General features: G+C 65.1%; 28 protein-coding genes. 15 read left to right on the top strand and 13 right to left on the bottom strand.

Features of this window, described 5'->3' with window-relative positions:
* A partial coding sequence (locus tag YU9_RS0122600; RefSeq protein WP_027574831.1) for a transposase occupies nucleotides 1-274 on the top strand: 274 nt, incomplete at its 5' end.
* Nucleotides 275-468: 194 nt separating this feature from the next.
* Here YU9_RS0122600 and YU9_RS0122595 read toward each other — a convergent pair.
* Nucleotides 469-1,107: a hydrolase gene (locus YU9_RS0122595; RefSeq protein WP_027574830.1), complete on the bottom strand. Its 639-nt coding sequence runs from the start codon at nucleotides 1,105-1,107 to the stop codon at nucleotides 469-471.
* 290 nt (nucleotides 1,108-1,397) lie between these two features.
* On the opposite strand from YU9_RS0122595, the gene YU9_RS42295 reads away from it, so the two are divergent.
* Nucleotides 1,398-1,619, top strand: a complete 222-nt coding sequence (locus tag YU9_RS42295; RefSeq protein WP_036017844.1) for a hypothetical protein — start codon at nucleotides 1,398-1,400, stop codon at nucleotides 1,617-1,619.
* Between the two features lie 19 nt (nucleotides 1,620-1,638).
* On the opposite strand, the gene YU9_RS0122580 is transcribed toward YU9_RS42295, so the two are convergent.
* Nucleotides 1,639-1,887 (bottom strand): hypothetical protein, encoded by a 249-nt coding sequence (locus tag YU9_RS0122580; RefSeq protein ID WP_027574829.1) that lies wholly within the window; start codon nucleotides 1,885-1,887, stop codon nucleotides 1,639-1,641.
* Entirely contained in the window at nucleotides 1,880-2,110 is a 231-nt protein-coding gene (locus tag YU9_RS42290; RefSeq protein WP_036017841.1) for a hypothetical protein, read from the bottom strand. Before YU9_RS42290 ends, YU9_RS0122580 begins: the two co-directional genes overlap by 8 nt.
* A gap of 169 nt (nucleotides 2,111-2,279) precedes the next feature.
* Here YU9_RS42290 and YU9_RS0122570 point away from each other — a divergent pair, with 169 nt between their 5' ends.
* Complete coding sequence (locus YU9_RS0122570) at nucleotides 2,280-3,206, top strand: Ku protein (protein WP_027574828.1); 927 nt, start codon at nucleotides 2,280-2,282, stop codon at nucleotides 3,204-3,206.
* Between the two features lie 6 nt (nucleotides 3,207-3,212).
* Here YU9_RS0122570 and YU9_RS0122565 read toward each other — a convergent pair whose 3' ends face one another.
* Together YU9_RS0122565 and YU9_RS0122560 are read right to left on the bottom strand one after the other, a co-directional pair.
* Entirely contained in the window at nucleotides 3,213-4,724 is a 1,512-nt protein-coding gene (locus tag YU9_RS0122565) for a helix-turn-helix domain-containing protein (protein ID WP_027574827.1), read from the bottom strand.
* A gap of 163 nt (nucleotides 4,725-4,887) precedes the next feature.
* Nucleotides 4,888-5,157 (bottom strand): hypothetical protein, encoded by a 270-nt coding sequence (locus YU9_RS0122560; protein WP_027574826.1) that lies wholly within the window; start codon nucleotides 5,155-5,157, stop codon nucleotides 4,888-4,890.
* Nucleotides 5,158-5,399: 242 nt separating this feature from the next.
* Between YU9_RS0122560 and YU9_RS42285 the strand changes: the two genes are divergently transcribed.
* Nucleotides 5,400-7,091 (top strand): recombinase family protein, encoded by a 1,692-nt coding sequence (locus YU9_RS42285; protein WP_084299037.1) that lies wholly within the window; start codon nucleotides 5,400-5,402, stop codon nucleotides 7,089-7,091.
* Between the two features lie 208 nt (nucleotides 7,092-7,299).
* On the opposite strand, the gene YU9_RS42280 is transcribed toward YU9_RS42285, so the two are convergent.
* The 4 genes from YU9_RS42280 to YU9_RS0122535 are packed head-to-tail and all read right to left on the bottom strand — an operon-like array spanning nucleotide 7,300 to nucleotide 9,288.
* The gene (locus tag YU9_RS42280; protein WP_027574825.1) at nucleotides 7,300-7,683 is read right to left on the bottom strand and encodes a hypothetical protein; all 384 of its coding nucleotides are present in this window, start codon (nucleotides 7,681-7,683) and stop codon (nucleotides 7,300-7,302) included.
* Nucleotides 7,684-7,687: 4 nt separating this feature from the next.
* Nucleotides 7,688-8,410 (bottom strand): SOS response-associated peptidase, encoded by a 723-nt coding sequence (locus YU9_RS0122545; RefSeq protein WP_027574824.1) that lies wholly within the window; start codon nucleotides 8,408-8,410, stop codon nucleotides 7,688-7,690.
* 2 nt (nucleotides 8,411-8,412) lie between these two features.
* Nucleotides 8,413-8,862, bottom strand: coding sequence for a hypothetical protein (locus YU9_RS0122540; protein WP_027574823.1), 450 nt, complete (start codon nucleotides 8,860-8,862; stop codon nucleotides 8,413-8,415).
* 30 nt (nucleotides 8,863-8,892) lie between these two features.
* Nucleotides 8,893-9,288 carry a hypothetical protein gene (locus tag YU9_RS0122535; protein WP_027574822.1) on the bottom strand — a complete coding sequence of 132 codons (396 nt, stop codon included), beginning with the start codon at nucleotides 9,286-9,288 and terminating at the stop codon, nucleotides 8,893-8,895.
* Nucleotides 9,289-9,581: 293 nt separating this feature from the next.
* Here YU9_RS0122535 and YU9_RS42275 point away from each other — a divergent pair, with 293 nt between their 5' ends.
* A complete protein-coding gene (locus tag YU9_RS42275) occupies nucleotides 9,582-10,223 on the top strand; it encodes a hypothetical protein (protein WP_156952051.1) in 642 nt (213 codons plus the stop codon).
* Complete coding sequence (locus tag YU9_RS0122525; protein WP_027574821.1) at nucleotides 10,220-11,158, top strand: hypothetical protein; 939 nt, start codon at nucleotides 10,220-10,222, stop codon at nucleotides 11,156-11,158. Before YU9_RS42275 ends, YU9_RS0122525 begins: the two co-directional genes overlap by 4 nt.
* A 9-nt stretch (nucleotides 11,159-11,167) precedes the next feature.
* On the opposite strand, the gene YU9_RS0122520 is transcribed toward YU9_RS0122525, so the two are convergent.
* Genes YU9_RS0122520 through YU9_RS0122510 form a run of 3 tightly spaced genes read right to left on the bottom strand, consistent with a single transcriptional unit; the run spans nucleotide 11,168 to nucleotide 14,000 of the window.
* Nucleotides 11,168-11,497 (bottom strand): DUF6527 family protein, encoded by a 330-nt coding sequence (locus tag YU9_RS0122520; protein ID WP_036017837.1) that lies wholly within the window; start codon nucleotides 11,495-11,497, stop codon nucleotides 11,168-11,170.
* Nucleotides 11,497-12,897: a ThiF family adenylyltransferase gene (locus YU9_RS0122515; RefSeq protein ID WP_027574819.1), complete on the bottom strand. Its 1,401-nt coding sequence runs from the start codon at nucleotides 12,895-12,897 to the stop codon at nucleotides 11,497-11,499. Before YU9_RS0122515 ends, YU9_RS0122520 begins: the two co-directional genes overlap by 1 nt.
* Entirely contained in the window at nucleotides 12,894-14,000 is a 1,107-nt protein-coding gene (locus YU9_RS0122510; protein WP_051380480.1) for a multiubiquitin domain-containing protein, read from the bottom strand. The genes YU9_RS0122515 and YU9_RS0122510 overlap by 4 nt, the downstream gene beginning before the upstream one ends.
* A gap of 163 nt (nucleotides 14,001-14,163) precedes the next feature.
* Between YU9_RS0122510 and YU9_RS0122505 the strand changes: the two genes are divergently transcribed.
* A complete protein-coding gene (locus tag YU9_RS0122505) occupies nucleotides 14,164-14,544 on the top strand; it encodes a helix-turn-helix domain-containing protein (protein WP_027574817.1) in 381 nt (126 codons plus the stop codon).
* A gap of 125 nt (nucleotides 14,545-14,669) precedes the next feature.
* Nucleotides 14,670-15,470 (top strand): ImmA/IrrE family metallo-endopeptidase, encoded by an 801-nt coding sequence (locus YU9_RS0122500; RefSeq protein WP_198028285.1) that lies wholly within the window; start codon nucleotides 14,670-14,672, stop codon nucleotides 15,468-15,470.
* A 65-nt stretch (nucleotides 15,471-15,535) separates the two neighbouring features.
* On the opposite strand, the gene YU9_RS0122495 is transcribed toward YU9_RS0122500, so the two are convergent.
* On the bottom strand, nucleotides 15,536-15,772 hold the full coding sequence (locus YU9_RS0122495; RefSeq protein ID WP_027574815.1) for a hypothetical protein: 237 nt from the start codon (nucleotides 15,770-15,772) through the stop codon (nucleotides 15,536-15,538).
* 313 nt (nucleotides 15,773-16,085) lie between these two features.
* Between YU9_RS0122495 and YU9_RS0122490 the strand changes: the two genes are divergently transcribed.
* The 7 genes from YU9_RS0122490 to YU9_RS0122460 all read left to right on the top strand — a co-directional run bounded on the left by YU9_RS0122490 (nucleotide 16,086) and on the right by YU9_RS0122460 (nucleotide 22,766).
* Nucleotides 16,086-16,691 carry a hypothetical protein gene (locus YU9_RS0122490; protein WP_027574814.1) on the top strand — a complete coding sequence of 202 codons (606 nt, stop codon included), beginning with the start codon at nucleotides 16,086-16,088 and terminating at the stop codon, nucleotides 16,689-16,691.
* A 91-nt stretch (nucleotides 16,692-16,782) separates the two neighbouring features.
* On the top strand, nucleotides 16,783-17,034 hold the full coding sequence (locus tag YU9_RS0122485) for a hypothetical protein (protein ID WP_027574813.1): 252 nt from the start codon (nucleotides 16,783-16,785) through the stop codon (nucleotides 17,032-17,034).
* 368 nt (nucleotides 17,035-17,402) lie between these two features.
* Entirely contained in the window at nucleotides 17,403-19,397 is a 1,995-nt protein-coding gene (locus tag YU9_RS42270) for an AAA family ATPase (protein WP_036017833.1), read from the top strand.
* A 64-nt stretch (nucleotides 19,398-19,461) separates the two neighbouring features.
* The gene (locus YU9_RS0122475) at nucleotides 19,462-20,403 is read left to right on the top strand and encodes a hypothetical protein (RefSeq protein ID WP_027574812.1); all 942 of its coding nucleotides are present in this window, start codon (nucleotides 19,462-19,464) and stop codon (nucleotides 20,401-20,403) included.
* Nucleotides 20,404-20,461: 58 nt separating this feature from the next.
* Nucleotides 20,462-20,713 carry a hypothetical protein gene (locus YU9_RS42265; protein WP_051380479.1) on the top strand — a complete coding sequence of 84 codons (252 nt, stop codon included), beginning with the start codon at nucleotides 20,462-20,464 and terminating at the stop codon, nucleotides 20,711-20,713.
* Nucleotides 20,714-21,042: 329 nt separating this feature from the next.
* Nucleotides 21,043-22,227 carry a tyrosine-type recombinase/integrase gene (locus tag YU9_RS0122465; RefSeq protein WP_027574811.1) on the top strand — a complete coding sequence of 395 codons (1,185 nt, stop codon included), beginning with the start codon at nucleotides 21,043-21,045 and terminating at the stop codon, nucleotides 22,225-22,227.
* A gap of 209 nt (nucleotides 22,228-22,436) precedes the next feature.
* Nucleotides 22,437-22,766: a hypothetical protein gene (locus tag YU9_RS0122460; RefSeq protein ID WP_027574810.1), complete on the top strand. Its 330-nt coding sequence runs from the start codon at nucleotides 22,437-22,439 to the stop codon at nucleotides 22,764-22,766.
* The last annotated feature ends 225 nt before the right edge of the window (nucleotides 22,767-22,991 follow it).

Genomic DNA, 22,991 nt, shown 5'->3' with positions numbered 1-22,991 from the left:
CGGCGACATCGTCGTCTTGGATAATCTCGGCAGCCACAGGAGCAAAGCGGTTCGCCAGCTGATCCGTTCGGTCGGCGCCAAACTCTTCTTCCTGCCAAAATACTCGCCCGACCTGAACCCGATCGAACAGGTCTTTGCCAAGCTCAAGCACCTGCTTCGCAAAGCTGCCGCGCGAACCGTGGACGCGGTCTGCGCCGCAATCGGCCACGCACTCGATGCCTTCACCGCCGAGGAGTGCGCCAACTACCTCAAAAATTCAGGCTATCGAACTTAATGCCATCACGCTTTAGGAGTCCGGGCTCCGCAACCGTAACAGCACCTGAGCGCGCTCAAGCCGCTCGGTACGTATTCGAACATACGCCCGGGCCGGCCATTCGCTTTGAGCCACGTCAACTCGCGCGGACTGCGACGCCGAGGTATTCCGAAGGCCGTCGCGCTCACGGCAGAGGTCGTCGCCCTTCGCCCGCTTCAGGTCGACTTGTGCAGACGGCGATGCTGAGGGAAATACCATCGCATGACTTCTCGCAGGTTGTCGGAATCTCCGCGCGCCCAGTTGCGCATGATCTCGCAGCCGAAGGAGATCGCCGTAATGGGTCTTGCCCCGGCCTGAATCATTCGGTCGAACGCGCGCTCGTGCGCGGTCGGCGAAATGCCGCCGACGGCGTCGGCCACCGGATAGACCTCGTAGCCTTCCGCCAGCATGTCGAGGGTCGGAAAGGCCAGGCAGACCTCGGTCCAAAGTGCGCCGATGACCACCTTGCGCCGGCCCGTGTCCTGGACTGCCTTGCGGAAGTCATCGTCCTGCCACGCGTTGACGCCGGTCCGGTCGATTTCTTGTACTCCCGGCAGAGCCTCGCGGATCGCGGGAATCGTGCCCTCGTTCACGCCCATGTCGACCGCCACGGTCGAGAGCACCACGGGGATATTGTAGGCCTGAGCGAGTTTGCACAGCGCGACCGCATTGAGGGTGATCTCCTCGCGGGAGGATGAAGTCACGCTGGAATACTGCTCAGGCTGGTAGTCGATCAGGACCAGAACGCAGTTTTGCGGGGTCAGGAGGTGATCGGCTTTCGGATCGCGGACGGGTTCGGGCTGGGTCTTTGCCACGTTGTTCCTCATTCGAGTTTGAAGTGAAATGGTCGTTGCGATGATCCAGGCCTATATCAGAAAGATCTGGCGGCTGCGCGAGCCCGGGCGTCTGCCTCCGCGACGACCGAGGACCACTTTCAAGGGACGGCTCGAGCATAGGAACGGCCGCAACGCGGAGGAGTTGATTGCATAGGCCGCGGATCTTGCGCGGCCTGCGTGGCTCCGCCCCCCAAGCCCCCAAAAGCCCCCCAAGGCGGGGCTGCGCTCGGTCCTCATCGAATGGGGCGCTCAGAGAGAGCCGAACACGCTTGAAGAAGCCGGCAAAAACGCGCGAAGAGCTTGAGTCCGCGATCAGGTTGGAGATGGAAGACATCTGCGAATGGCCTACGGGTCTGGCCATCTCCGTCGCGCCCCACGAAGACTCATGGAAAGTCGTGATCATGACGGACGGTCCGCAAGACGCGGATCGATGCGACATGATCGAGACAATTGCCGAGAGACTGCGCGGCCAGTTCGACTTGAAAAGCTAAATCTTGGTAGGCCGAAGCTTCAAAGCGTGCTCAGGTCGTCCGGCACGTCGCCGAACTTTCGGATCAGCTTGGCGTCGCCGAAATCGCCGCTGGACGGGTCTCCCGTCCGAGAGAACGCGATGGCCCCGGCATTGCCGGGCTTCCGGGACAGGGACTCGGCCCGCATGACGGCGGCGTTGGCGCTCAGGCACTCGGCCGCCTCGCCGGCGACCACGCCGTCGTCGGAGAAAACGAACGGTAGAGCGACGTAATAGGTCACATCAGTCATCTGGCTCACCTCTCTGTCCTCCGGCCTCCGGGAGCCGTCCCCGGGCATAGCCCATCGACACCTTCCTCCGGAGCCCCTCGAGCTGGGCCTCGAGAAAGTGGTTGGCCACGATGAGCGCCTTCACGGCCTCCCGCGCGTCGCCGCCGCAGGCCGCAATCGCCTGGTCGGCGGCCGCATCGAGGTCGTGGGCGGCAGGTTCGGACTGGTCGGCAGCGGCTTTCATCCGATTATGTTCCCGTTTCGTTCCGTGAGAGTCAAGTGGCCCCTCTCCCGAATTTCCATGGCGCCGCGGCTGCCGGCGGATGAATCTCGGGGAGCGGTCGGGGTTGTCGGAACCGGCGACCCTCGGTCGTCTTGAATCCGAGCCGTCCTCGTTTCGGAGTACCGCGTACATGGCCCCCCGCGCCAATTGGAAAGGGTTTTTGAGGCTCTCCCTGGTCACCTGCCCGGTGGCGCTCTACCCGGCGACGTCGGAGAGCGAGAAGATCTCGTTCAACCAGCTCAACCGCCAGACCGGCCACCGCATCAAGTACCTGAAGGTCGACGCCGATACCGGCGACGAGGTGCCGAACGAGGACATCGTCAAGGGCTTCCAGCTCGAGAAGGATCAGTTCATCGAGGTCACCAGGGAGGAGCTCGAGGAGATCGCGCTGGAATCGACGCGCACCATCGAGATCGACGAGTTCGTGGACAGAACCGACATCGATCCGCGCTACCTGATCCGGCCCTACTATCTGCGTCCGGATGGCAAGGTCGGCCACGACGCCTTCGCGGTGATCCGCGAGACCATCCGCGAGATGGACAAGGTCGCGATCGGGCGGGTGGTGTTGACCAACCGCGAGCACATCATCGCGCTGGAACCGATGGACAAGGGTCTGGTCGGCACGCTGCTGCGTTACCCCTACGAAGTCCGCAGCGAGCAGGAATACTTCGACGAGATCCAGGACGTGAAGGTCACCAAGGACATGCTCGATCTGGCGAAGCACATCGTCAACCAGAAGGCGGGGCGGTTCGAGCCCGAGAAGTTCGAAGACCACTATGAGACCGCGCTGATCGACCTCATCAACCAGAAGCGCGCCGGCAAGCCGATCACGCCGAAGTCGAAGCCGGCCGCGGGCAACGTGGTCGACTTGATGGAGGCGCTGCGGAGAAGCGTCGGTCAGGAGGCCGCGCCGGCCAAGGCGGGCAAGCCGACCAAGAAGCCGCGCAAGGCGGCCGCCGGGCAGAAGGAGATGCTGATGCCGATCGCCGGGAAGAAGCCGGCGAGGGAGGCCGCTGCCAAGAAGCCCGCTGCGGGGGCCCGGCGGAAATCGGCGTAGCTCAGGTCACTTCTTCGAGTAGAGCAGTTCGTCGAGCCGGGACGCGGCCCGATAGATCGCTCCACGACGATTGCTGCTGCGCGGGTCGGCGCCTTGAGCACGATCGAGGCATTGTAGCAGGATCGTTCGAATGCTTTCGAGATCCTTCGGCTTCACCGCCGTAGGCAAGGCTTGCACCGCGCCGGCGAAAACGATGTCCTCATCAACGTCGGTCGGAGCCTTGATGTCGCCCCGCGCCAATTTCCCACGCAGCGCTTCGGCCTTCCCGGTGGATTGCCGGAAGGCAGCATCCTTCCCGGAGAGGCGATCGACGAGCGCGTCGCGAGACGATGGATAGGTGGCAACCTGTTTCCGCAGATCCTCGACGACCTCGGATGCGGTCGAATGCGCCTGGTCGATGTAGAACCACACGGGAAACCATTTCCGCTGGGCGTGAGCCTGGAAGTGGATGTACTGCATAGGCTCTGCGACCTTCTCGTTGCGCAGGAAGTTGCGGACGACGGCGTCAGGCGTCACGTTCTCGCGGATGATCCTCGTCCGCTCCCTCTCCACCTCCGAGACAGGCTCGACGTCGCCGATGAGTCTGAGCGCCGGCGCGCCCTTCTTCTCGTCGAATTCGCCCTCGCGCACGAACTGGATGCTCGGGAGCAAGGACTTGTCGATCAGGAATTTGCCGCTGGTGCCGGCCACCTCTCCAGTATCGAGATCGATCGTGGCTTCCTTGCCGATCGCCACGCGGTTCATGCGCGCGCTGAATTCGGCGATGGCCCGCTGTTCGCGCGCGGCGATGATCTGCCTGAGCTCTCCCGGCTTGATCAGGCGGGTCTCACCGACGTATCGGAAATAGATTCCTCCTTCCTTGACGTCTTGGCCGACGTTCTTGATGGCGATGACCGGCCCATGGTCGTGCTTCTCCACGTAAAGCACGCCGACCTGCTTGCCCCCAAGCTCGATGAGGCCCTTCGTGACGTGGGGAACGGGATCGAGAGAGCCCGCCAGGATCCGGTTGACGAGCGAGATGTCGGACTTCGTGAAGACGTCGTCGGCAAGTCCATCCGCCTGGTAGGTGGCGTCGGTGACGCCAAACAGGAGATAGCCGCCCTTGTTGTTGGCCAGGCCCGCGATCGCGCGCAGTGCCTTCGAGAACCGATCCTCCGGCTGAAGCCGGAAGCCCGCCTTGCATTCGGTGCGGTCCGTCTCGCCGCCGGCCAGGCGCCATGTGCCGGTCTCGCGGACGAACAGCGAGCGAAGGATCCGGACATCGACGGGGGATGGGGCGGGAGGCGACTTGACGTCCGGATCTTGCCGGGCGGCGAGGAAGGCCTCGAGCTCTTCGGGCTGGGCTTCCTCGGCGGATGCGCCGTACACCCCCTTCTTGATCTGGGTGATGCGTCCGGAGCTGATCAAGCGGTCCGGCTTGTTGAAGTGGAAGTGGATGACGTCGTTCCGCCATCCCTTGCGGAGCATCGCCTTCACAATGCCGATCTCGGCATCGGAAAGATTCCGCTTTTTGACCACGCTCCCCTCCGCCCCTGGGCCACCGGGCCGCACTAGCCGCGACTTGAGAAGCGGCGGGCCGACCCGGTAGTTCGCACAAATTACCATTGTTTTCCGTTGCTACCGGAGGATGTCCGAGTCGTGCAAGGGGCCCGCAACAGCTCCGGAAACGACGTAGCAGCCATTAAGCCAGAGGGGACGGGCACTCAGGACAGGTGTCCCCGATCGAATCCAGGACATCGCGCACCTCGGCCACGGCTTCCTCCGGAGAGACGCCAAGCGGCTGGTCCTGCCGTGCGATCTCGATGGCGCGCTGACGCGCGTGGGGGTCCGCCAAGTCCTTCGCCCAGCCGTGCGCCTCGCACTCGTGGATGGCGCCGGCCTCCTGCAGCACGTTGATCGCCCACCCGCGCAGCGTCCGGATCGCCGGCCGTCGTTCTTTTGTCATCAGCATCGAAACCACTCCTGCCTGGACGAATCCTTCCGCCCGCCGGCGCGTTCCGGGCGGTTAGCACGCAGCAGGGATTCGCAATCGGCAGGACTGGAGCTTGTCCCCGAGTTCCGCGGCGCTGTGCACAAAGCAAAAGCGTCGGCCGGGGCGGACCTTGGCGCCCTCAAGTTTGATCGTCGTTGCCATTTCGAACGCGTGAGGTGTATTTGCGAGGCTCGGTACCTCTGAAGTAGCAGGAGGGGTGCATGGGTAACTGGCTCGTCGTTCCCCAAGGAACAGGCCTGGCGAGGCGGACCCGAGCGCGGCGGGCGGCGCAATACGTTCGAATGTCGAGGGAGCTCCAGCGCTACTCGATCAAGAACCAGATGGCCGCCATCGCCGCCTATGCCGAGGCGAACGCTCTCACGATCGTTCGCACCTATGCCGACGAGGGCCGCAGCGGCCTCCGGATCAAGGGGCGGCCCGGTCTAATCGAACTCATCGAGGACGTACAGTCGGGACAGGCCGACTTCGATCACATCCTCGTCTACGACGTCAGTCGATGGGGCCGCTTCCAGGACGTCGACGAGAGCGCGTACTACGAATTCCTGTGCAAGCGGAGCGGTGTCCAAGTCGAATACTGCGCGGAGCTCTTCAAGAACGACGGCACATTCGTCTCCGGGATCGCGAAAAGTCTGAAGCGCGGCATGGCCGCAGAGTGGAGCCGAGAGCTCTCGGTCAAGGTGCACGCTGGACACTGCCGAGTTGCGAGCCTGGGGTACCGCGTCGGTGCCCCCGTTGGTTACGGCCTCCGGCGCCTGATGGTAGACGAGAGCGAGCATCCCAAAGGCTTCCTCGAAAAGGGCCAGTTCAAGGCTCTGCAATCGGATCGCGTTCGACTGCAGCCCGGCTCTGCCGAGGAGACAGCAGTGATCCGGATCATTTTCGATCAGTTCGTCAACGGCCGAAAGTCTTACAGCGACATCAGGCGCCAGCTGAACGACGCCGGCATCGCCAATCACAACGGTCGGCCGTGGACCGACGGCATGATCCCGACCATCCTCGCGAACGAGAACTACATCGGCAAGACCATCTACAATCGCACCTCGCGACGCTTGGGGCAGAAGTTGGTCAAGAATCCGGATCACGCCTGGGTCCGGGGCGCAGCGGCGATCGAGCCTATCGTGGACCCCAGCATCTTCGCTCGAGCCCAAAAACTGCTGGCCGAACGGCGTGTGGAGATTCCCGAAGATGAGATGCTGCTGCGCCTTCGTCTCACGCTGCGCCGCCGTGGAAAGTTGAATTCGCACATCATCAACACGACGCTCGGTCTCAATCACGTCTCGTCGTACGTGAAGCATTTCGGCTCGCTGCGGAAAGCCTACGCGCTGATCGGCTACGTGTCGCCGCGCGACTGCGACTGGATCGACACCAAGGATTTGTGGGCGTCCGAACAGGCCAAGCATGCCGCCGAGCTCGCGGAGGTCCTGCGAACCGACCTTGGCTTGCAGGTTGACCTTGTTCCTGACGGCATAGCTCTTCATGTCGGAGGCGAGCGCTTGGTCTCGTTTCTTGTGGCGCGACGACTGGGGCGTCGGGGAGAGGACCACGCCGCGCAATGGAAAGCGTATCGAAGGCAAATCTCATCGGGCCTCCTTGCCGTGATGCGGCTGGACGCGGCAAATCGCGAGATCGAGGACTACGTTCTGCTGCCTGCCTCGTTGAGGTCGGGACGCTACGTCTGGCTCTCGTCAGGCTCCCTTCGTCGCCATCGCGGCGTGCTTTACCGGGAAAGGGGGGCACTGTTCGCGGCCATCACAGCAACGCTGGCAAGAACCAGCCGTGCCGCCCCAACCAGCTCAGCACCGTCGAAAAAACGATCGAAATCAGGCCAGCCCAAAGCCAGGGGCTTCGGCGGGCGGCGCTTGCGGTGCGGAGATACAAAATCGCTCCGATGAGAGTGCCGTAGTTCCTTCGGAAGTCACCGTTAAGTTTCGCAATCTTGGACAGTTCCGAGGAGGTGTCGACGTCATTTGCCATCGGGCTGGCTCCGGTATCTGCGAGGACCAGCGCCTTATGAACCACTGTTTTGCCCGACGGAGCAAGCGATATTTCGCTTTATCAGAACTAGATCCGGATGCCCGAAGCGTTTCACGGGGCAGCAGGTTAATCGGACTTCCACGCAGGCGTCGAGTAATCGAGCGCGACCACCCGGCCTTCGAACCATCCCCAGTCGCACGCCTTCGGCTCGAAGGGACTACTGTCCTCTCCCGGCACGTAATCCCAAGCCTCGTCGACAGCCAAATACTGCTCCATGCTCATCATTTCTGTCAGCGGCTTCGCTGCCCTCATGATCAGCACGAACCCTCTTCCAGAGACCCAGAGAACAGGGCACAGCAAGGCCAGCCTCGTGGCGTTCACGCTTCGATAGAGCTTGGCCTCGTACAAATTGCTGGCGCGTCCGCGTGCGTTTCGCGCGAACTTGAAAGCAAACCGGCCGACGACGATGACCGGTGATCGCATGCTGCCTGCTTTCGAGATGCTGATCATTTGATCACGTCAGTTGAGGCGCATCTTCCTTGACGCCCCGTGCCACGATCCGGAGGGCCCCGTCCGGAAGCGGCCGCTGCAGCTTCAGGGCTTCCTCTACTGGCGCGATCATCCAGGTCTCGACCTCTTCCGGTGTCGTCAGGATCACCGGCATCGCCTTCGGATGGATGGCGAAGACCTCGGCGTTGGCCTCCGTCGTCAGGAAGGCGTAGAGGTCGTTGATGGTCTCGCCTTCCTTGACCTTCCGGACGGACGTCCAATTGGTCCAGATGCCGGCGAAGCAGGCGAGCGGGCGGGTCTCGTCGAGCGCGAACCAGATGTCGCCGCCCTCGGCCTTGTTGAACTCGCTGAACGAGTTGAACGGCACCACGCAGCGGTTCTCCGGTCCCAGCCAGCGCGTCCAGTGTTTGCTCTTCACGTTGCGGATGTTCGTCGTGCCGCCGTCCGGCTCCATCCGGAGCAATTCCTTGAAATCGACGGTCTTGCCCTTCGCCTGCAGCTTCTCGGCCCGCTTCTTCGTCGCGTCCATCAGGGCTTTCGACGACGACGGCATGCCCCATCGGGCGGTCGCGAGCTCGCGGCCGTCCGCGCCATTGCGCACGATCGGCGCCCTGTAGTCCGGAAAGACGCCGGGCAACGGCGCGAGATTGCCGACGAATCGGTTGACGACGCGGAACAGCGCGCTGATGGCGGCCTGGTTGGTGGTGATCGAATACAGGTTGCACATCGTCAGGTCTCCAGAGCGGCCTGGCGAGGGCGCTGCGCCAATTGTAGCAGCGTGGCCGCCGGGCGGCGACCGGCCTTGGCGCACTTGCTGCAACGGAGCCGGCTCGCCAGGTCGTGGATCGCCGTCGTCGGCGGGTGGCGAAGCGCGGCCAGGTCGACGTCCCGCTTGGTCTTGCAGCGCGAGCACTCGATTTCGAGCCACGGGTAGCCACCGTTCAGGGCTTGGTCGATTGCCGGCGATGGGTCGATCGGGCCCCCGTCCGACCAAAGGCGTTCGTTGAACGCTTCGCAGAGCAGCTTGTCAGCCTGGCGGATAAGAGCCTCACCTTTGGCACGGGCTTCGGCGGCCTGCCCCGCGAGAATAGTCGTCATCGCGCGCGAGCGACCGAGCTCCTTAGCGAGCGCCTTGCGGTCGCCGCCGCTCATGGGCGTCGGGTGATGCTTCGGTGCCATTGCAGCATCCAACTCCGGCCGCGCCGGCGACTACTCGAACGCGGGCCAGCAACCGTCTTCCTCAAGACGCCCGGTCCGGTGGGTGCAGGTGTTGTCCAGCAGCCGCCGCCCGACATCTTTCCAGAGCGCCTGCCGGCCGTAGAGGCGCACGGCGTCGACTTTCTGGATCTCGACTATCCTCGCGCAGCGCCGGCAGCCTACTCTGAGCAGGTGCTTAGGAATTTGGTCCAGCCGCAGCGTTGCTTCGGAGGAGGCTGATCGCGCCTCCGCGCGAGGGTCGTCCAGGAGCGCCTGCCAGTATTCCAGCGGCAAATCGGCTTCAGGAGCCAATCCGGGCTTCGCAGGCACGTTTCTGCCGACGGCAGCAGCCATCTGGTCCATCTGGGTCCGGCTCGGCATGCGCCAACTGGCGGGGTGGTCGGTCATGCCCAATTAGAACATAACAAGAACATATGTCGAGTCTAAAAGGATAAAGGCCTATGCCGGCGAAGTGCGGCGCGCCGGAGGGATCACGCCCGTGCTCCCGTGCCGGCTAAGCCTTGCGGCGAGTTCTAGCTCCACGCCTGCAAACAGGCCATTGGCTCACACCTTTGCCGTTCACGATGTCCATGGATAAACCTTTGGTCGAAGTTGACCGAAGGGAATCTCCTACAACACAATCGGTCCATTCAAAGAGTTGCGTCGAGATCGTCTTCCAGGCTCTTCCACCGCGGTCCTCGATGACCGAAGCGGCTGCTGCCCGTGAGTGCCGGTCTATTGGATCATTTATGCCAATACCTGATTTTAACATCGACGGTTTATTGCCCCCCTTCGTAGGCGATACGCCTGCAGGTTCTTCGAGCGACATGTCGCCATACAGAGGGTCGGCGCTCGATGTGGTTCAGTTTTTCGCCTTCAGCGAGGGCCGGAAGTCGATCCTTCGCGGATGGCTGCTGCACAGGAAGGCGCTCAGGGCCATCGGTTTCGGCACGGGTTTTCAGTGGATCGACGGAAGCTTCGTGGAGAAGGCCAAGGAGCCGAAGGACATCGACACGATGACGTTCCTCCGCCGGCCGCCGCATGCGAAGACGTTGCACGATCTCGGTCTCTTCTGGCAGGCCAACAGGCCGGTGCTGGGCAGGGCCCAGGTCAAGGCCTCCTTCCATGTCGACTTCCTTCCGCTCGATCTCGACGGCGACGACGAGATTCTGGTGGATCTCACGCGCTACTACCTCAGCCTGTTCTCGCACCGACGCGAAGATCTCGTCTGGAAGGGGATGGTGCAGGTGCCGCTGGACACCGTCGCCGAAGACTATCAGGCTTTGAACTTGCTGGGGCCCGAGCCAACCTCGTCCGATCCCGACGCGGGAGACGGCACATGACCAGCCTGCGGAAGTTGGAACGCGACTACATCGAGGCGAACATTTCCGAGGTCACCGCGCTGCTCGACCGGGTCGGCGATCGGGACGTCATGTCCCGCTTCGGGCTGGAAGACCAGCTGAACGAATTGAAGGAAGCCTTGGCGAGATTGCAGGCGATGCCGCCGGAGACGCTCGCGTCCGCGGCGCTCTTCTTCGGCGGCAAACCGGTGCTCGGATCCCAAGGAATCGAAAGCGGCTTCGCCGGCTCGGCCGTCGGTCAGTTCCAGGACCTGGTGTCCATGGTGCACGCCCACGATACGGTCGGGCTTGCCGAGCGCGGGACGGTGCCGCGGCGGTCTTCCTCGACGCTCCACATCACGAACATCGTCAGAGGTTCGTTCGGCTTTCTCCTCGAGGAGGTGCAGCCGCAGCTTCAGATGGTGGATTCCTCGCTGAAGACGGCCGTCGACGAAGCGACCCGGCTCCTGATGGCGTTCGGAGAGGACGACGAGGAGGACTTCAGGAGCGCGGTCGAGGAGATTGACCAGCGCGTGCTTGCCGCTTCGGGCGAATTCTTCGATCTCGTGCGAAAGAGCGGGGCGACGGTGCGTTTGGTGTCCGGCGAAACCGACCGCAGCTTCGGCTCGGATGTGGTCGCGAGAGCGGTAGAGCGCGCCAGAACGACGACGGTCGTCGACGGCGACGACGTCGTTCGCGGGCAACTGGCGGGCGTGCTGCCGGAGTCGCACCAGTTCGAATTCAGGACCGCCGACGAGCGGGGCACGATCCGCGGCAATGTGGATCGTGCCCTCACTCCGCATCAATTGGGTCTCTTCAACAAGGAATACGTGAACGCGAATTCGCGCGCGAGGCTCAAGGTCAAACGCGTGTTACGGAACCAAGCGGTCGTGCGCGAGAGATACACGCTCGTCGGCATCGAGCCCGATGCCGACTGAAGTGCACGCTTAGTCGCACCACTCGACGCGGCCGCGCCGCAGCCAGAAGTGAGACTTGCAGCCGGTCTGAAGCCAGACGGACGGCTTCAAGCTCGGACGCTCCGACGGGTCGACCGAAAGATCCCATCGAGGTTTCGCCTCCTTGACGAGGAGAAGCTCGATGCCCTGGCCGCAGCCGCAGGGGCATCGCATTCCGACGCACCAGTCCTCGTCGCCTTCGCGCGCGAGGACGAGATCGCGCCGAGGCAGGCGCGCCGGCAGACTGTCGCCTTCGACGATCCGCAGACCGCGCCTCGGCCCGTACCGATCGAAGGCACGTCTGAGCCACCTCGGTATCATCACGCGGCCTCCTTCCGACGCCGCCCCAGGAGCGGCAGCCCGAGGAGCGGCTCCTGATCGCCGCGTGCCAATGCCGGATTCGGTGCGACCGCAAACGTCGATTCCGCGAAGAAGTCCTCGTCGCACGCCGCCAGGCTGAACATGGTGCGGGCGTAGTTCTCGTTCGGATCTAGACGGAAGGGGTAGGCCCGCGCCACGAACTCGTTCATGCAGGCGGCCGAAGCCCGCATGTTCAAGGTGATCACCGACGGCGCCTCCTCCGCGAGCCCCTTGATGTAGCCGGCCTCGACCTCCGCGCGGTGCGCGTCCGGATCCGCCTTGGCGAGATATTCGGCGCGCAGCGTCTCGGGCGAATAGACGCCGCGATCCTGCAGCGTCGAGCGCCCGGGCTGCACGTAGTCGATGCGCCCGCAGACGTCCGCGATCGCGACGCCGCCATCGCGCGTCCTTCTCGTCGGGATCGTGACGCCGACGTCGAACAGCGGGATCAGGAAGGCGCTGCTGATGAGGTCGGCGAACTGGCGCGCCTCGAGCGTGTCAACGCAGCAATACAGCACATCGCCCTGGCTGGCGGCGATGACGGCATCGCGCGTGCCGATCTCGCGCGGAATCGGAAACGCCACGCCGGGGCCGCGATAGGTGGCGACGGCGGCCGCGAACATCTCCGCCTTCAGGCGCCCGGTCCTCGCGTCGTCGAGCGTGGCGCTGAGGATCCTGTTCAGGTTCTTGGCCTCGACCTTGTCGAACTCGATGTACTGATTGCGGCCGAACCCCAGTCTCGCCCCCTGCTCGGCGGTGATCGAACCCGTTCCCGACACGCCGATGAAGGTGGCGCAGAGCCTTGCCAGCTCGGCGGTCATACCGGAGGTGAAGGCCATTGGCCGCCTGGCGCGCCGCGGATCGCCGGCCTGATCCTCCCAGAAATACAGAAGATCATGTCCAACGACGTTGACGAGCTGCACCGGCGTGACCGCAGGAGAGCGGTCGTACAGCCTCGCGCGAATGGCGCCGTCAGGGGTCATCACGGCGCTGCCGTGGATGTCCCCGCATGCCTCGAAGAGACAAGGCATGACGACGGCGTCGCTTGCGTCGTCGGCCGCCGAGAAGGCGAACAGGCCGCCGGGGTGTGAATGGATCAGCACGATCGCCGATCCGAACGGCTCGGCGACGTCGATGGCCTTCTCGAGATACACGCCGGGCCAATCGATCTCGTCGGGTCGCCGCGTCCGGCATTCGCCGTGCGGGACCAGGATCAGGTCCTTGACCAGCAGCCGGAGTCGCGGGCCCGGCGTGCGGGTGCAGACCAGGATCGCGGCCGCCTCCCTGCCGTCTCCCGGAAACAGATGCTTGCCGAGGCGGTCGTAGTGGACTCCTGAGAGCGTCAGCGCTGGCGAGATCATTGGCCGACCTCCTTGGCGATCGCCGACTCCACCAGCGCCAGATGCGTGATGACGTTGTCGGTCGCTGGATTCCAGGGGGCCGGGGGACCGCGATGGCGCGACCAGCCGTTGAAGGGCGTTCCGAAGATCGTCGCGGCGACCTGGGTGCGGTCGATCGGTCGGCCCGAGGTCAGGTTCAGCTTCGGGCTGGTGTAGAACATGTCGATCTGCGCCGTCGGATAGGTCGGCGGGATCAAGAGCGCCAGCATCACCATCCGCGGCGTGTAGCCGGGCGGGACCTGGTAGTTGTGGATCAAGAGCCAGCGGCTGGTGCCGTCGATGACGGTCTCCCAGAAGACCCCGAGCGCATCGAGGTGCTTCTCGTCGACCTCGAGCAGGTCGAAGTGGCGCCGCGGCTTTGCCGCGGCCTCCCCGTTGTGGACTCCGGTCGGCGTGAGGCGGAGCTTCTCGATTCCCGGAGTGCGCAGATCGACCGTGTAGTCGAGACCGACGGCGCGCTTCGGCTCGCCCTTCACGATCAGGAAGATCTGCCAGCCCTTCGTCGGGTCGAAGCCGGCGTCGAGCAGCGCCTGCTTCACGACGATGGTCGGCTGGTGAAGCGTGAGGACGACGCCCTGGACGTTCAGCTTCCAGCTCGGCTTGCGGCTGACGAAGGCCTCGATGCCGCCCTTGCCGAGGTCCACGAGATCGCGGGGCGCGATCACGCGGTCGGGCTCGTCGACGCGGGCCAGCAGCAATTCGTCCTCCGGCGGCACCTTGCCGAGCTTGCGGATGACGGCCCCGGAGATCATCCGGCTCGGCCATTCGAAGCGCTCGCCGTTGATCGTCAGGAAGAAGAGCCGGTCGGTCTCGACGACGATGAACTGATTGCCGGCGCTCAGGTCGATGATCTGGCTCGGGGCGATGTCTTCGAGACCGCCTTCCGGCAGGAACTGCAACACCACCGCCTGCTGCGCCGGCGTGAAGCCCGCGGCGCGGCTGATCTGGGCTCCCGTCGGAGTGGAGTCATGGATAACGACCTGACGGAACTCAAGATTTTCTCCCGCGACTTCGATCGTCTGCCCCGCTGCGCGGTGATCCGGAGCAGCTTCTTGGATGCTCATTAGCGTACCTTTCTCCGGACCCGGCCGGCGTTGATGGTGTCGCTAATATGAACGAGCGTGCTAAATTTGTCAAGCAAACGGTAAGCGTGCTTGAAATACTTAGCAAGTAGCGTATGATCCTGTTAGGCGGGGATCGGCCCCGCCTCTCGGGAACGGAGGAACGATGGCAGATGAAGAACTCGATGACACAAACACGGCGGAGAGCCTTGGTCGCTACCTGAAGAGCGTCCGGCTCGGTCACAAGATGACGCTGCGGGACGTGGAAAACGCCACCGGCAAGGAGGTGTCGAACGCCTACCTCTCGCAGCTGGAGTCGGGGACCATCAAGAAGCCGTCCGTCCACGTGCTGTACGCCCTTTCGACGTCGCTCGGCGTCCCCTACGAAACGCTCATGGAGCGCGCGGGGTACATCGTCCCTTCCGGTCAGAAGACGGAAGGTCAGAAGCACGGAAAGGCCGCGACCTACTCGATCGATAATCTGTCCTCGGACGAGGAAAAGGAATTGTTGAACTATCTCAATTTCATCCGATCGAAGAGGAAGTGACCATGCGACGGCCGGACGACTGCACTCTCACGCCCGGCCAATTGGCCATCATCAGAAGGGAAGCCGAGCGCGCGCTGCGGGAAGCAGGCGCGCTCGGCGTATTTCCGACGCCCGTCGAACGGATCATGTCGGTGGCCAACGTCGAAGAGGTCAAGGAGGACCTGCTATCGCCCGGGCTGCTGGCGAAAATTCGCGCGGGTGCCGAGATGGCGGGCGGCCTGCTCAAGCGCGCCGTATCGAAGATCATGGGTCTCTTCCATGCGAGCGCCGGCCTGGTCTACCTCGACCAGAGCCTGATCGAGGTGAAGAAGCGATTCGTTCGCCTCCACGAATCCGCCCATGGTTTCCTGCCGTGGCAGCGTCCGCTGTACGCCGTCGTGGAAGACTGCGACAAGTCGCTGGACCCCGAAGCGGCCGACTTGTTCGACCGCGAAGCGAACGTCTTCGCCTCCGAAGTCCTGTTTCAACTGGATGCGTTTCGAGACGTGGCCGAAAGCCGTACGTTCGAGGTATGGACGCCGGTGCGATTGGCGAAGCAGTTCAACGCCTCGATCTATTCCTCCATCCGGCAGTACGTCTCTAAGAACCACCGCGCGTGCGCCGTCGTGGTGCTTGACATGCCGGGGCTGATCGAGGGCGACGGGTTCCGAGCCAACCTCCGCAGGGTCGTGCAGTCGCCGACCTTCACGGAGACGTTCGGCGACGCCATGTGGACCGCGCCGTACTACACGCCGGCCGACGAGATCGGACGGCTGGTTCCGCTCGGCAAGCGCAAGTCCTCGGGCAAGCGCAACATGGTCTTGGTGGACCGAAACGGCATCAGCCACGAATGCATTGCGGAGTCCTTTACGCAAGGACACCAGGTGTTCGTCCTGGTGCATTCCGTGAAGACCTTGACCGCGACGTTCTTCCTGATCTCCGCCTGATGGCGTTCCGGAAGCCATTCCTCACCGAGGGGGACGACCGTCCAACCCCGTCGGAAGCGAGGCGATCAGGCCTTCTTCGACTTCTGCGCCTTAATCGCCCGTTCCACGAAATGCCAGGCGTCCTGGTCCTTCAGCGCCTTGATCACCGCTTGTTCGACGAATTGCCAGGCTTTTTGGTCGTTCGCGGCCGAGGCGTCCCTCACTGCGGCGATGAATTCGGGCTTCATGTAGTACAGCGCGCCCGAACGGCCGTCCTTTCTTGGAGGCTGTGACTTCTTTGCCTTCTTCGTCGCCTTCGCCATCTCCGGTCGCCTGCCCGTCCATCCGATTCGGTTCAAACCTATCATGCCGCCGACCGGGCGCGAACGTTTTCCTAAACTTTTAGCCCAGGGCTTCCGAGAGTCGTAACCCCCGAGCGATATCTATCAAATATCTGATGGATATCGGTCAGATATCGATTTTTCTTGACTTTCCGCCGTTCTTATGATCTAAGCTGCGTTATCCCACCCACTACCAATCGGCCAGGCCACCTTCACCCCGCGCGAACCGCGCGGCCTCCCCTCGCGCGTCGCGTGCCGGGGAGTGCGCGCGCGTTCCATTTCCGAACGAGGACTCATGAAGACGAAAACCGCCGCCGCACTCTTCACCAGCTTCAAGACGTCGCGGGCAATCCCCTGCAGCCGGCCGCTTCGGCGGGACCTCATGATCCAGTCGACCCTCGACGCCGGCGTCAGGGCGATCGAATACCATCCCATGGTGGTGCTCGACGACCACGTGATCAGGACCGACACCATCGTCCTCGACAGGGATGACGGCCGCTTCGCGATCGACTTCGTCGAGGCGCGCCCGCTCGAGGATCCGCACGCGGAAGGCCTGATCCAGATCGGCTTCGAGCAGTGCTGCTCCGGCATCATCGCCGTCACCGCTGCCGATGTCGGCCTCGAGCCGCGTCTGTCGGCGGCGCGTAAGGTATGGTTCCACGCGGGCATGACCGTGACAGCGGACGACCGGTCCCAGGTCCTCGACGCCCTCGACCGTGAAGGCCCCGTTCCGCTGCGTTCGCTGCAGGCGCTCGCCGCTACCCGGCGCGATCCGGCCCAGGTGGTCTACGCGCTGGCCTGCGAGGGCAGCGTCTCCATCGACCTGCGCGCGGGTCTCGACGGTCGCGCCATCGTTCGCGGCGGCAGCCTCCGCCTGGGCGGCCTCCGCTACGGAACTTAGCTCCGTCGAGACCTGGAAATCCCCTGACCACATAGCGGCGACCGGTCCGGTCGCCGATCGGTGACCCATGTTCGCATTCCGAGGAATTCACGTGACGAACCACGACGCGACGGACTGGCGCGATGCGCTCTGGGCCACGCATGCCTCTCTCTTCGAAGGCAGCTCGCCGTTCGCCACGGGCATCGGCACTCTGCCGGTCGGCTGGCAGGAACTGGTCGAGTCCTTGTGCTCGCGGCTGGCGGCGCTCGCGCGCGGCGCCGGTGCGCGCCGCGGTCGCCGCCGCCGACGGCGCCGGGCCGAGCCTCCGGCCACCAGCGGCGGGTGCCGGCGAACGAATCCTTGAAAAATCGAATCCTTGAAAAACTGCCGGAAAACGAATCCTAGAAAAAGGAATCCTTGAAAAACGAATCCTTGGAAATCGAATCCTTGGAATTTTGAATCCTTGAAATTGAATCCTTGGATTTTTGATTTCCCGAATTTCGCCTCGGGGCGAGAGCCGGCGCGGCCTGCGCGCCAGCGCGTGCGGGGCCGCCTGGACCGCGCCGGCCGGCACGCACCGATCGCTTTGCGCCGCCCAGCGGCCGCGCTCCTCGGCGTCCGCCGCCGGTGCGCGTGCCCCCTACGCCCGGAACGATCCGACAACCGCCGGCGCGCCGATCGCGCGCCCGTCACCCCCGCGGCTGCGGCCGCCGGCCGACTTCAGGAGGGCCCATGAGCAAGACAACAAAATCGAAGACAGCGAAGGGGACCGGCCGCAAGGGCTTCGTCGCCGAACCCGACCTCGACTTCGATCAGTCGGCTCCGGAGGAGGAAGAGGAGGTGGAGGAGGAAATCCAATCGCGCGTCGAGCGCCCGGCTCCCGGCCGATGCCTCGCCGAAGCGGCGGTGCGCGCGGCCGTCGACGACGACCTGATGGCCCGGCTGAACGGCGGGGAGACGCTCGTCGTCGCTGTCCAGGTCCCGACGGCCGCCTGGGTGAAACAAATCGAGGGATGCTTCAAGCGTCTCGCCGGCCGTGCGCTCGTCATCGGGCGCGACGGCAGCGACCGGACGCGACACAAGGCGGACTTCGGCAACGAGGGCGTCGCCGATGCTCTCGCGGAAGGTAGGCCCGTCATCGGCATCGCGACTTCCTCGGCGCTGCTCCCAGGTTCGCTCGTCGCCGGCTCCGACGTCTCGGTCGACATCGCGGTGACCGGGAGCGTCGTGAACGATGCGATCGCGCGTTTCGTCGGCGCGCCGGCGCGGCCGTCGGCGGTCGACGGACTCGGTGCGCTCGACTTCGGCGACATCGTCGTGAACTTCCGCGCAGAGTCGAGCGCGGCCGACATTGTCGACAGGTTGAAGCGCGCGGCGAACCGCCGGAACGCCCCGCGGCAGGACAGATTGCCGAAGCTCGTCGACGCCGTGGAATTCGGCGAGGCTCGCGATTTCGGATTATCCTTAGGCGAGGACGTGCGCGCATACAGGGACCACAATCTAAAGTGGAGCGATATCGCTGGCCACGCGAACTGCGTGTTCGCGGGCGACCCGGGCCTCGGCAAGACTTTTTACGCGCGGATCCTTGCCGAGCACCTCGGCGTCCCACTCGTCGTGGGGTCACTGTCGGAAATTTTCGCAACTACAGCGGGATACTTGGATTCCGTAGTCAAGGGTGTCCGCGACCTGTTCCAGCGGGCCGAAGCGGCAAAGGCCGCGCTCTTCCTGGACGAGCTGGACGCGCTACCTTCGCGCATAAATCTCGAAGCGCGCCATCTATCGTGGTGGACGCCCGTGATCGCGGAGTTCCTTCTATTGTTGGATTCGGCGACGAACGGCAACCGCGAAATGCGCTTCGTCTGGGCCGCGACCAACCACGTTGACCGGCTCGATCCGGCATTGATCCGGCCCGGCAGGCTGGACAGGGTCATCCATTTCAGGCCGCCCGGGCCCGAGGGCATCGCGTCGATCCTGCGGCACCACCTCGAAGGCGACCTCGCCGGCACCGACCTCGCAGTCCTCGGCACGCTCGGCCTCGGCCGCACGCCGGCGGAACTCGCGGCGGTCGTGAAGGCCGCCCGGCGCGCCGCGCGGGCGGAGCGCCGCGCACTGGCCCGCGAAGACCTGGTCGAGGCGCTCGCGCCGAAGGCCGACGTCGACGCGCCGACGCTGCGGCGCATCTCTGTCCACGAAGCCGGGCACGCCGTCGTCTGTCTGGCGCTCGGTATCGACGAACTCGTCGTCGTCGAGGCGATCGGCAGCGCCGGCGCATGGGGCCGTACGCTGATGCGCCGCCGGGAAGGCATCGAGACCCGCGCCGTCATCGAGGGACGCGCCACCGTCAACCTCGGTGGCCGCGCGGCGGAGGTCGTCGTTTACGGCGGAGACTGTTCGGCAAACTCCGGCGGAGACGTCAAAAGCGATCTGGCCATCGCGACGAGGGCCGTCTGCGGGCTCCGGGCCAGCATGGGCCTGGGCGACGGCCTCGCCTACCTGGCCGATCCCGCGAACGCGACGGCGCTGCTGCGCATGGACCCGGTCCTGCGCGCGGCGGTCGAGGCGGACCTGACCCGGCTGCACGCCGGCGCCGTCGACATCGTCGCCCATCACCGCGCCGCGCTCGACGCCATCGCGGAGGCGCTGATCGCGCGGCGCCACCTCTCGGGCCAGGAGGTCCGGGAGATCTTCGACGCCAACCGCCCGGCTCAAGGCCGCGTAGGCGCCTGACGCCGCCCGCCGCCCACGTCCTCTTGCGGCAGGACGATCCCATCGCGAACCTCACGGAGACATCATGACGAATCCTTCGACGCCGACGTCCTCGATCATCCACCGCCCGCTCGGCGGCCTGACCGGCTACCGCGTGGTCTACGACCGCGCCTGCCGCGCGGTGGTCCATGCCTTCCCGCTCTCCGACCTGGCTGCCGTCGCGGGGACCGGTCTGCTCGCAGGCGCCGGCGCGTACGTGCTGACCGACGGCGCGACGGCCTACATCGGCGAATCCAGCCGCCCGTCCCGACGTCTGGCCGACCACGCCGCCGATCCGGCCAAAGGATTCGCGCGCGAGGCGTTCGTCGTGAGCGGCGAGGCCGGCGCGTTCGACAAGAGCGTCGCCGTCGACTTCCAGTACCGCCTGACCGCGTTGGCGCTGGCGACGGGCGCGGTCACGTTGGCGAAGGGGGTCAATCCGGTCGAGCCGGCCCTGTCCCCGGCGGACCGCTCGACCCACGACCGCATCTTCGACGACGCGCTGCGCCTCCTACACGATTCCGGCTGCCCCGTTTTCCGGGCGCCGTCGCCCGCGGCCGTCGGGGAGGGCGAGCCCGCGTCCCCGCCGGACCGCCCGCCGCCCGAGGCGGCCGGCGACGACCGCGACGGCGGTCCGCTGACCATCGACGTGTCGACCGTGCCGCTCGGCGCTGCGGAGTTCGGGCTGCGCTACCTCGGGCTCTGGGCGCGCGGCTATGCGCTCGGCGACCGCTTCGTCGTGGCCGCCGGCTCCGAGGTGAGGAGCACGCCGAACGACAGCGTCGACAGGCTGACGAAGCGGCGCCATGACCAGCTGCTCGGCGCCGGCGTCCTCACCCCGATCCCCGGCGTCAGCGACCGCCTGCGGCTTGTCGTGGCCGTGGCATTCCCGACCCAGTCGATCGCGGCCAAAACGGTCTGCGGCGCCCACACCGCGGGCCGCTGGCTGCCGCTCGAACCCGCCAAGGCGGTCTGGCTCGACGCCTGACGCCGACGTCCACCATGCCTGCAATTCGAATCCTTGCGAAACCGACAGGAGTTTGCCCATGGCACCACCGATCCCGAGACGCGTCGTCGAACGCCCGAATTTGAAGGACTGGAGTCGCACCGAAGTGCTTTCATATGCGGAGGCTGCGGCTCTCCTCTGGCCTTCGGGCTCGCCGTTGACTGCCTCCTCGCTCAGGACGGCGCAGGCGGCGGGACTGTTGGAGACGGTGATGATCGCTCGGAAACGGCTGACCACCCTTGCCGCCATCGACGCCATGCTGGAAGCCGCCCGCCACAAGGCGCGCACCTGAGCCGGACGGCCAAGTATCGGCCAAGCATGCGCAAGTATTGGAAGCGCCCGCGTGACGGGTCGGACCCTTTTTTCGGACCCCGTCGGGGCAACTGCGGGTGTCTCGACTCGCGGGCGGAAATGATGAATCGGTTGAGCCGCGCCTCCGCCCGGTCCGCGGGCGGGAGGCGCGAGACGATCCGGACGACCCCAGCGGATACGCCGTCGGGGACGACGTTCGGAAAAGGCCAAGGCCCCGCCGATCTCTCGACGGGGCCTCAGAGGAGAGCGGCGGTTCGGTCCTAGCCCTGAGAAGCAAGCCGTTCCGTCACTCCGAGGAGACATCCTAGCATGAACTACGTCGACAGGGAAATGCGCCGCCTCCGGATGGAGGTGGCGGCCCATCAGCCTCAGCTCGCCGAAGGCGAGAAGATGATCGGAACCGACGTCTGGAAGCTGCAGGAGCGCAAGGACGGCAACGTCAGGGCGTACCTGAACGGCGCCTACTGGGGCACTACCGGCTGCCCGACCCTCCCGCTGGCCGAAAACTGGCTCGAGGACATGAAGTGGCAGCAGGAGGCCAAGCTGGACGGCATCCTCGATGTCCGCCGCACCTCCGTCCAGGTGGTGATTGCCCAGCGCAAGAAGGCGGTCGAGAAGCACAAGCTGAAGGGGCGCAAGGTGATCGCCTCGACGCTGAAGGCGATCGAGCCGCACGTGAAGGACCTGCAGCTCCGCCATCTGACCGACGAGAAGATGGAGGAGATCGGCGAGGCGATGGTCGCGGAGGGCTACGTCCACGAATACTACGTCAACGCCGCGCGGTATCTGGCGACCGCCATCCGCAAGTACACGCGGAAGGAGCACGGGGCCACCTGGCTGCCGTACGACCCGCCCCGCCGGCCCAAGGGCCGGACCACCGTCGTCACCAAGTCGGAGCGCGAACGCGTCAAGGCCCGCTACGCCGCGGCCCACGACCCGAACAGCGGCATGACCGCCAAGCAGCGCCGCGACGCCGAGGTCGCCTACATGGAGTTCTTCCTCGGCATGACCTTCGGTTCGCGCCCGGGCGCCTATGCGAAGCTGTCCTATGAGCAGCACGACGAGGGGGGCTGGCTCGACCTCGACGGCGCCGTCTTCCACCGCGTGCCGCCGGGCACCGAGACGCCGGGCAACAAGTTGGCCGACCCGGTCGACATCCCGCCCGAGGTCCTCCCCGAACTGCGCCGCTGGAAGGCGGAGGCCCGCGGAAATCCCTGGGTCTTCCGCACCCTGACGGGCGACCCGCTGTCGCAGCGCGAGCAGCAGAAGGTCTTCAAGGCCCAGATGAAGGCGCTCGGGATCGAGCGCGTCACGGGCCACGTGCTCCGCCATTCCTTCATCACCTGGGCGCTGACGAAGGGCACCGAGCCCGTGGCGGTCGCGGCGGTCGCCAGCATCTCGCTCGAGACCATGCTCCGCCGCTACGCCCACGTCATCCGCCGCGCGGTGCAGCATCTGGCGCACGGTGCCATGGCGTCCATGATGACGGACTGATCGCCCTCGCCCTTCGACCGCCTAGCGCCGCCGGCATCGCGCCGGCGGCGCTTTTTTTTGCTCCTCGCCACGGTCGAATTCTACCATTCAGCGGGTTCGGCGCCGCCGGCGACGGCGGGTCGAATTTCGAGGAAGAAGCTTGCACTTCCAATTAGGTGCAATTATGTAGGGTCATCACAATCGATTTTCGCATGTTAAGGGAGCCGCCCATGCCGCATCCGACCGCCCTCGAGAACTTCAAGAACAGCCCCCTCGGCGGAAAGCTTCGTCCGCTCATCGAGGACGAAGCGGTCATCGACGAGATGATCGTCATCAACGGCTACCGCCTTCCGCCGGTCTGCGCCGTCGCCAAGCGGCTGACCGACGAGCTCAAGCGGGAAATCGACGACACCGCCAAGCAGAACATCGGGGCCTGGGTCGCCGACATGCTGGCCCCGCGCGGCTGGGTCCCGAGCGGGAAACGCCGGCTCGATCCCAGGAGGTGGTTCTTCTCCTCGGGGGCAATGTACGTCCTCAGGGCGTCCAGGCTGGCCGCCTGAAGGCGAGAAGCCGCGGCAAAAACGAGGGTGGTCGGCACGCGCCGGCGCCCTTTTTCGCGGGCCGGCGGGGCCGGTCCGCACGATTTCCGCACGGCACCCCCCGCGGCGGCCCGCCACCGACCACGCCGCCGAGCCATATGCGACGGGCCTCGCCGCCGGGTGCCTCCTCCTTCCGGAACGCGAGACGACGGAGGTTAACTTCTTTGTCCACTTTCTTAAAAACCG

The organism is Bradyrhizobium sp. WSM1743 (assembly GCF_000473065.1).
GTDB lineage: Bacteria > Pseudomonadota > Alphaproteobacteria > Rhizobiales > Xanthobacteraceae > Bradyrhizobium.
This window is presented reverse-complemented; position numbering and strand designations above follow the sequence as displayed.